This window comes from Mycobacterium sp., assembly GCF_035603715.1.
GTDB lineage: Bacteria > Actinomycetota > Actinomycetes > Mycobacteriales > Mycobacteriaceae > Mycobacterium.
Genome location: NZ_DATNJW010000186.1, coordinates 1 through 7,951, shown reverse-complemented (window position 1 = coordinate 7,951; position 7,951 = coordinate 1). Strand labels below are relative to the sequence as shown.

Annotated in this window: 10 protein-coding genes; all 10 read left to right on the top strand. The window is 67.2% G+C overall.

Going from position 1 to position 7,951, the window contains the following annotated elements; translation table 11 throughout:
* Window positions 1-757 (top strand): proteasome accessory factor PafA2 family protein (locus VN856_RS08005; protein ID WP_325687824.1); only part of this gene is annotated, 757 nt, incomplete at its 5' end.
* A gap of 102 nt (window positions 758-859) precedes the next feature.
* The gene (locus tag VN856_RS08000) at window positions 860-1,054 is read left to right on the top strand and encodes a ubiquitin-like protein Pup (protein ID WP_043409984.1); all 195 of its coding nucleotides are present in this window, start codon (window positions 860-862) and stop codon (window positions 1,052-1,054) included.
* Window positions 1,051-1,938, top strand: coding sequence for a proteasome subunit beta (gene prcB, locus VN856_RS07995; protein WP_325687822.1), 888 nt, complete (start codon window positions 1,051-1,053; stop codon window positions 1,936-1,938). The genes VN856_RS08000 and prcB overlap by 4 nt, the downstream gene beginning before the upstream one ends.
* Window positions 1,935-2,684: a proteasome subunit alpha gene (gene prcA, locus VN856_RS07990; RefSeq protein WP_325687820.1), complete on the top strand. Its 750-nt coding sequence runs from the start codon at window positions 1,935-1,937 to the stop codon at window positions 2,682-2,684. The genes prcB and prcA overlap by 4 nt, the downstream gene beginning before the upstream one ends.
* Before the next feature lie 10 nt (window positions 2,685-2,694).
* A complete protein-coding gene (locus tag VN856_RS07985) occupies window positions 2,695-3,546 on the top strand; it encodes a DMT family transporter (RefSeq protein ID WP_325687819.1) in 852 nt (283 codons plus the stop codon).
* 136 nt (window positions 3,547-3,682) lie between these two features.
* Window positions 3,683-5,041 carry a Pup--protein ligase gene (pafA, locus tag VN856_RS07980; protein ID WP_325687817.1) on the top strand — a complete coding sequence of 453 codons (1,359 nt, stop codon included), beginning with the start codon at window positions 3,683-3,685 and terminating at the stop codon, window positions 5,039-5,041.
* Between the two features lie 81 nt (window positions 5,042-5,122).
* The gene (locus tag VN856_RS07975; protein WP_325687815.1) at window positions 5,123-6,115 is read left to right on the top strand and encodes a YafY family protein; all 993 of its coding nucleotides are present in this window, start codon (window positions 5,123-5,125) and stop codon (window positions 6,113-6,115) included.
* Complete coding sequence (locus VN856_RS07970) at window positions 6,112-7,083, top strand: YafY family protein (RefSeq protein WP_325687813.1); 972 nt, start codon at window positions 6,112-6,114, stop codon at window positions 7,081-7,083. Before VN856_RS07975 ends, VN856_RS07970 begins: the two co-directional genes overlap by 4 nt.
* A 50-nt stretch (window positions 7,084-7,133) precedes the next feature.
* Window positions 7,134-7,376, top strand: coding sequence for a Sec-independent protein translocase subunit TatA (gene tatA / locus VN856_RS07965; RefSeq protein WP_325687811.1), 243 nt, complete (start codon window positions 7,134-7,136; stop codon window positions 7,374-7,376).
* Between the two features lie 39 nt (window positions 7,377-7,415).
* A partial coding sequence (gene tatC / locus VN856_RS07960; RefSeq protein ID WP_325687809.1) for a twin-arginine translocase subunit TatC occupies window positions 7,416-7,951 on the top strand: 536 nt, incomplete at its 3' end.

The following is a 7,951-nucleotide window of genomic DNA, read 5'->3' as shown; positions in this document are numbered from 1 at the left end:
CGAGACGTCGACCTATCTCAAGCTCGGTACCACCGCGCTGGTGCTCGACCTGATCGAGGACGGTCCGGCGCACGGAATCGACCTCAGCGACTTGGCGCTGGCCCGGCCGGTGCACGCCGTGCACGCGATCAGCCGCGACCCATCGCTGCGTGCCACCGTCGCCTTGGCCGATGGTCGTGAGCTGACTGCCCTTGCGCTGCAACGCATTTACCTTGACCGGGCGGCCAAGCTGGTCGACGGCCGCGACCACGACGCGCGCGCGGCCCACGTCGTGGAGACCTGGGCGCACGTGCTCGATCAGCTCGAGCGCGACCCGATGGAGTGCGCGGAGCTGCTGGACTGGCCGGCCAAGCTGCGACTCCTGGAAGGCTTCCGGCACCGGGAGAACCTGAGTTGGTCCGCACCCCGGCTGCACCTGGTCGACCTGCAGTACTCCGACGTCCGGCTGGACAAAGGTCTGTACAACCGGCTGGTCGCGCGCGGCTCGATGAAGCGTCTGGTCACCGAACAGCAAGTGATCGACGCGGTCGACAACCCACCGACGGACACCCGGGCCTACTTCCGCGGGGAATGCCTGCGCCGCTTCGGCGCCGACATCGCGGCGGCCAGCTGGGACTCGGTGATTTTCGATCTCGGTGGCGATTCGCTGGTGCGAATTCCGACGCTGGAGCCGCTGCGCGGCAGCAAAGCGCACGTCGGGGCGCTGCTGGATTCGGTGGACAGCGCGGTCGAGCTGGTGGAGCAGCTGACCACCTGAGGCGCCGGACACCGGGCTTTCGCCTGAGCAATAACGCTATTGACCGGTAGGGTGGAGAACAACGGGCGTGTTTCACGCCCGATGACGATGCAGGAGGCAGCGATGGCCCAGGAGCAGACCAAGCGCGGCGGTGGCGGCGGCGATGACGACGACCCCACTGCCAGCACGGCCGCGGGCCAGGAGCGTCGCGAGAAGCTGACCGAGGAAACCGACGACCTGCTGGATGAGATCGACGATGTTCTGGAAGAGAACGCCGAAGACTTTGTCCGCGCATACGTCCAAAAGGGCGGACAGTGACCTGGCCCAACCGCGATCGCCTGGCCAACAACTCTGCACTTCCCGGAACCGCCTCCGGCGGCCTTTCCTCATTCACTGATTATTTGCGCCGTGAGGCGCCCGAACTGCTGCCCGCGGGCATCGGTAGCGCCGACGCGATCACGCCGAGTTCTCAGCTGCCGCACGGAACGACGATCGTCGCGCTGAAGTACCCGGGCGGGGTCCTGTTGGCCGGCGACCGGCGTTCGACGCAGGGCAACATGATCGCGGGTCGTGATGTGCAGAAGGTGTACATCACCGATGACTACACCGCGACCGGGATCGCCGGCACCGCGGCCATCGCCGTCGAATTCGCCCGGCTGTACGCCGTCGAGCTCGAGCACTACGAAAAGCTGGAAGGCGTGCCGCTTACCTTCGCGGGCAAGGTGAACCGGTTGGCGATCATGGTGCGCGGCAACCTCGCTGCGGCGATGCAGGGCCTGGTGGCCCTGCCGCTGCTGGCCGGCTTCGACATCCACGATCCTGACTCGCAGAAGGCCGGCCGCATCGTCTCCTTCGACGCGGCCGGTGGCTGGAACCTGGAAGAAGAGGGCTACCAGTCGGTCGGTTCGGGATCGATATTCGCGAAATCGTCGATCAAGAAGTTGTATTCGCAAGTGACGGATGCTGATTCGGCGCTGCGAGTTGCCGTCGAGGCGCTGTACGACGCGGCCGATGACGATTCGGCCACTGGCGGGCCCGACCTGGTCCGCGGGATCTACCCGACCGCGGTCACGATCGGCGCCGACGGTGCGTCCAACGTGGCCGAGCCACGCATCGCCGAGCTGGCTCGGGAGGTCATCGAAAGGCGCTCCCGCGCCGACACTTTCGGCCCGGACGCCGACCGTGCGGGAAGTGATTCATGAGTTTCCCGTACTTCATCTCGCCCGAGCAGGCGATGCGCGAGCGAAGCGAGCTCGCGCGGAAGGGTATTGCCCGAGGCCGCAGCGTCGTCGCACTGGTTTTCTCCGGTGGTGTGCTCTTCGTCGCGGAGAACCCGTCGCGATCGCTGCAGAAGATCAGCGAACTCTACGACCGAGTCGGCTTCGCCGCCGCCGGAAAGTTCAACGAGTTCGACAATCTGCGCCGCGGCGGAATTCAGTTCGCCGACACCCGCGGCTACGCCTACGATCGCCGCGATGTGACCGGACGGCAGCTGGCCAACGTGTACGCGCAGACGCTGGGAACCATCTTCACCGAACAAGCCAAGCCATACGAGGTTGAGCTGTGCGTCGCCGAAGTTGCTCACTACGGCGAGACCAAACCGCCTGAGCTGTACCGGATTACCTACGACGGGTCGATCGCCGACGAGCCGCATTTCGTGGTGATGGGCGGTACGACCGAGCCGATCGCCACTGCACTCAAGGACTCCTACGCCGAGAACGCCAATTTGGCCGACGCGGTGCATATCGCGGTCAACGCCTTGAAGGCCGGCAGCGGCAACGGCGACGACAACACACTGGACGTCACGACGCTGGAGGTAGCCATCCTCGACGTCAACCGGCCGCGGCGGGCATTCCGGCGGATCACCGGTGCCGCGCTGGAGCGGCTGCTGCCTGAGCCTGACGACGCCGAGTCCGACAGCGACTCGGCGGAGGAATCGTCGAAATAGGTTCTGGCTCGTGCTGATTGGCTTGCTGCTCGCGCTGGGCTGCTCGGTGTGTTATGGCACCGCAACGGTGCTGCAGGCCGCGGCGACCCGCTCGGTGGATCCCGGCGACAGCGATTCCGGAGTGGACGCGGCCCTGCTACTGCGGGCGTTGCGGCAGTGGCGCTATTTGGTCGGCATCGGGCTGGACGGCTTGGGCTTTCTCTTACAAGTGGCAGCGCTGCGGTTGGTGCCGATCTACGTCGTGGCCGCCGCGATCGCCGCGTCGTTGGCCGTCACCGCGATCGTGGCGGCATGGGTGCTGCATACGCGATTGTCACGCCTCGAGTGGGCCGCCGTGGCCGTGGTGTGCGCGAGCCTGGCGATGCTCGGCCTTGCCGCCGGTCCGGAGGGCTCCGGGCACGGGCCACCCCAGCTGGGCTGGGCGCTGCTGGTGATCGTCGCCGTGGTGTTCATCGCCGGCGCGGCCGCGGGCCGGCTGAGCGACCGCACCCGCGCCCTGGTCCTGGGTTTGGGGGCCGGGTCCGGCTTCGGCGTCGTCGAGATCGCCGTCCGCTTGATCGATCCGATCGATCCGACCAAGGCGGCGTTCTACACCAATCCCGCCGTCTACGCGGTGATCGCCGGCGGGTTGGCGGGCTTTCTGCTGCTCACTTCCGCTTTGAGCCGCGGATCGGTGACCACCGCCGTCGCCGGGATGGTTGTCGGCGAGACGGTGGGCCCGGCGCTGGTCGGGGTGGCGTGGCTGGGTGACCAGACCCGTCCAGGCCTGGGCTGGCTGGTGGTGGCCGGCTTCGTGGTCGCCGTCTTCGCGACGCTGGCGTTGAGCCGGTTCGGCGAAGCGCCAGAACCTGCCAAGGCGTGAACGGGCTTCGACAGCAGTCGCTTTCGTGTTGTCAGGATTCCCGTGGCTGGAGTCGACGCGGGCTGCTGCGGCCTCGCCACCGACCCGTCGGCGGGGGTTACACACCAGTTGCGGGTTGACCCAGTACGCTCGAATTGTGCAGCGACGAATCATGGGCATCGAAACCGAATTCGGTGTCACCTGCACATTCCACGGTCATCGCCGTTTGTCGCCCGACGAAGTCGCCCGTTACCTGTTTCGACGGGTGGTCTCCTGGGGCCGCAGCTCCAATGTTTTCCTGCGCAACGGCGCACGGCTGTACCTGGACGTCGGGAGCCATCCGGAGTACGCGACTGCCGAATGCGACAGCCTGGTCCAGCTGGTCACCCATGACCGCGCCGGCGAGCGGGTGCTCGAAGACCTGCTGATCGACGCCGAGCAGCGGCTGGCCGATGAGGGCATCGGCGGTGACATCTACCTGTTCAAGAACAACACCGACTCGGCGGGCAACTCCTACGGCTGCCACGAGAACTACCTGATCGTGCGGGCCGGCGAGTTCTCCCGGATCTCCGATGTGCTGTTGCCGTTCCTGGTCACTCGCCAGCTGATCTGCGGCGCCGGCAAGGTGCTGCAGACCCCCAAGGCCGCTACCTTCTGCCTGTCGCAGCGCGCCGAGCACATCTGGGAAGGCGTCTCCTCGGCTACCACCCGGAGCCGCCCGATCATCAACACCCGCGACGAGCCGCACGCCGACGCCGAGAAGTACCGGCGCCTGCACGTCATCGTCGGCGACTCCAACATGTGCGAGTCCACCACCATGCTCAAGGTGGGCACCGCATCATTGGTGCTGGAAATGATCGAAGCCGGCGTGGCGTTCCGGGACTTTTCACTGGACAACCCGATCCGCGCCATCCGCGAGGTCAGCCACGACGTCACCGGCCGGCGGCCGGTGCGGCTGGCCGGCGGCCGTCAGGCCAGTGCGCTGGACATCCAGCGCGAGTACTACGCGCGCGCCGTCGAGCATCTGCAGACCCGCGAGTCCAACCCCCAGATCGAGCAGGTCGTCGACCTGTGGGGTCGCCAGCTCGACGCCGTGGAAAGCCAGGACTTCGCCAAGGTCGACACCGAGATCGACTGGGTGATCAAACGCAAGCTGTTCCAGCGCTACCAGGATCGCTACGACATGGAATTGTCCGACCCGAAGATCGCCCAACTCGACCTGGCGTACCACGACATCAAGCGCGGCCGCGGCGTCTTCGATCTGTTGCAGCGCAAAGGCCTGGCGACCCGTATCACCACCGACGAGGAGATCGACGCCGCGGTGGATCAGCCACCGCAGACCACCCGGGCGCGGCTACGCGGCGAGTTCATCAGCGCCGCCCAGGCCGCAGGCCGCGACTTCACCGTCGACTGGGTGCACCTCAAGCTCAACGATCAGGCTCAGCGCACTGTGCTGTGCAAGGATCCGTTCCGGTCAGTGGACGAGCGGGTCAAGAGGCTGATCGCCAGCATGTAGCCCGACGGCGATGCAGTCCGGGGCGCATCGGGGATGAGCCGGTGAATTCCGCGGGAGATTCCGGCAATTAGGGTGGTGCGGGTGGCGGTTTCCAAAGTCGAAAGATTGATGAACCTCGTCATCGCGCTGTTGTCCACCCGTGGCTATATCACCGCGGAGAAGATCCGGTCCAGCGTGGCGGGATATGCGGACAGCGCCAGCGACGAAGCGTTCTCGCGAATGTTCGAGCGTGACAAGAATGAGCTGCGCGATCTGGGCATCCCGCTGGAAACCGGCAGGGTGTCGTCGTTCGATCCGATCGAGGGCTACCGGATCAACCGCGACGCGTATGCGCTGCCCGCGGTCGAACTGACTGGCGACGAGGCCGCCGCGGTCGCCGTGGCCACCCAGCTGTGGGAGTCGCCGGAATTGATCACCGCCACCCAGGGTGCGCTGCTCAAGCTGCGCGCCGCGGGCGTCGACGTCGACCCGCTCGCGCCGATCGCCATCGCGTCACCGGCTGGACGCGTGGGACTACGTGGATCGGAAGGCGTTCTCGGACTGCTGCTCTCGGCGATCGACGCTGGGCAGGCCGTGCAGTTTCCGCACCGACCATCCCGCACGGATCCATACACCGTGCGCACCGTCGAACCGTGGGGCGTGGTGACCGAGAAAGGCCGCTGGTATCTCGTCGGGCACGACCGCAACCGCGGCGCCACCCGCACCTTCCGGCTGTCCCGGATCGGCGACGAGGTAACACCGATCGGTCCCGCCGGCGCCGTCACCCGGCCCGTGGACGCCGACCTGCGCGAGATCGTGGCCAACGCCGTCGGCGACCCACCGACGGGCGTGCGGGCTCAGGTCTGGGTCGCCGACGGGCGGGCCACCGCGCTGCGGCGCGCCGGGACATCGCTGGGTTCTCGGCGGGTGAACGGCCGCGACGGCGACGTCATCGAACTGGACATCGGAACGACCGGTCGGGTGGCGCGCGACATCGCCGGATACGGCCCCGACGCTGTGGTGCTGGAACCGCACTCGCTGCGCGACGAGGTGTTGGGCCGGTTGCGCGCCCACGCTGGAGAGGGGGAGGCATGACACCGGTGTCGACGCGCTTGGTGCGGTTGCTGAACATGGTGCCGTACTTCCAGGCCAACCCGCGGGTCACCCGCGCCCAGGCGGCATCTGACCTAGGCGTTTCGGTCAAGCAGCTGGGGGAGGACCTCGACCAGCTGTGGCTGTGCGGCCTGCCCGGCTACGGCCCGGGCGACCTGATCGACTTCGAATTCACCGGTGACACCGTCGAGGTGACGTTCTCCGCGGGGATGGACACGCCGTTGCAGCTCACGTCGCCGGAGGCCACCGGCCTGCTGGTGGCGTTGCGCGCACTCGCCGACATCCCCGGCGTGGTCGATCCGGAGGCGGCGCGTAGCGCGATCGCCAAAATCGAGGCCGCGGCCGGAGCCGCCGGACACGGAAATGACGTCGCCGCGGTCGACGAGCCCGCACCGGTCGAGAGCCACGCCGCCGCCGCGGTGCGGGCCGCGGTCCGGGACCGCCGGGCGCTGAGCATCGACTACTACGCCGCCTCGCACGACACGCTGTCCACCCGGATCGTCGACCCGATTCGCGTCGTGCTGGTCGGCGATCAGAGCTACCTGGAGGCGTGGTCGCGGGAAGCCGAGGGCGTGCGGCTGTTCCGGTTCGACCGCATCGTCGATGCCAGCGTCCTCGACGAGCATTCCGCGCCACCGGAACCCGCGCTCCAGGCGCCGCCGGACACGTCGCTGTTCGATGCCGACCCGTCGCTGCCGTCGGCGACACTGCAGCTGGCGCCCGAGGCCTCGTGGATGTTCGAGTACTTTCCGATGCGTCTGCTCCATGACCTGCCTGACGGCTACTGTGAGGCGGCCATGACCTATGCCTCGGAAGACTGGATGGCCCGTCAGGTGCTGGGGATGGGGTCGGCGGTGCGCGTCTTGGGGCCGGAATCGCTGGCCGCACGGGTGCGTGAGGCCGCCGCGGCCGCGCTGGAGTCCTACCAGGCCGCGGCGCGGTCCGGCTGATGAACCAAACGCTGCGGTAGCATCGTTGTGACATCTGGAGGTAAATAAAAGTGAATGCTCTGACTCCGGGTCACCTGGCTATCATCGCGGTCCTGGTGATTGTTCTTTTCGGCGCCAAGAGGCTTCCCGAGGCCGCTCGCTCACTGGGCAAGTCGATGCGGATCTTCAAGTCCGAGGTCCGCGAACTGCAAAGCGACAACAAACCCGAAACGCCCGCCACCCAAGCCGCGCCGGTTCAGCCGGTGCATTCCGAGCGGGTCGAACCGCCCGCGGCTGACGGTCGGCCGGCCTAGCCTGGCATCGCCCCCGCGGCGCCCGAGCGCCAATTCACTGTGCGCACCACCGGTTTATTCAGGCGGCTAGATCCGCGTTTCCGTCGTAGCCGCATCAACCCCGACGCGACCATGTCGCTCGTCGACCATCTCACCGAGTTGCGCGCGCGACTGCTGCTCTCGTTGGCGGCTATCGCGCTCACCACGACACTGGGTTTCGTCTGGTATTCCCACCCGCTGTTCGGGTTGGAAAGTCTGGGCGAGTGGCTGCGGCACCCCTACTGTGCGCTGCCCCCCTCTGCGCGGGCGGACATTGCCAACGGCCAGTGCCGGCTGCTGGCCACGGCGCCCTTCGACCAGTTCATGTTGCGGTTGAAGGTCGGGTTGACGGCCGGGGTGGTGCTGGCCTGCCCGATGTGGTTCTACCAACTCTGGGCGTTCATCACCCCGGGGCTGTACAAGAAGGAACGGCGCTTCGCCGTCGCATTCGTCGTGCCGGCCGCGTTGCTGTTCGTCACCGGCGCGGTGCTGGCGTACCTGGTGCTGGCCAAAGCGCTGCACTTTCTGCTGACGGTCGGCAGCGACGTGCAGGTGAC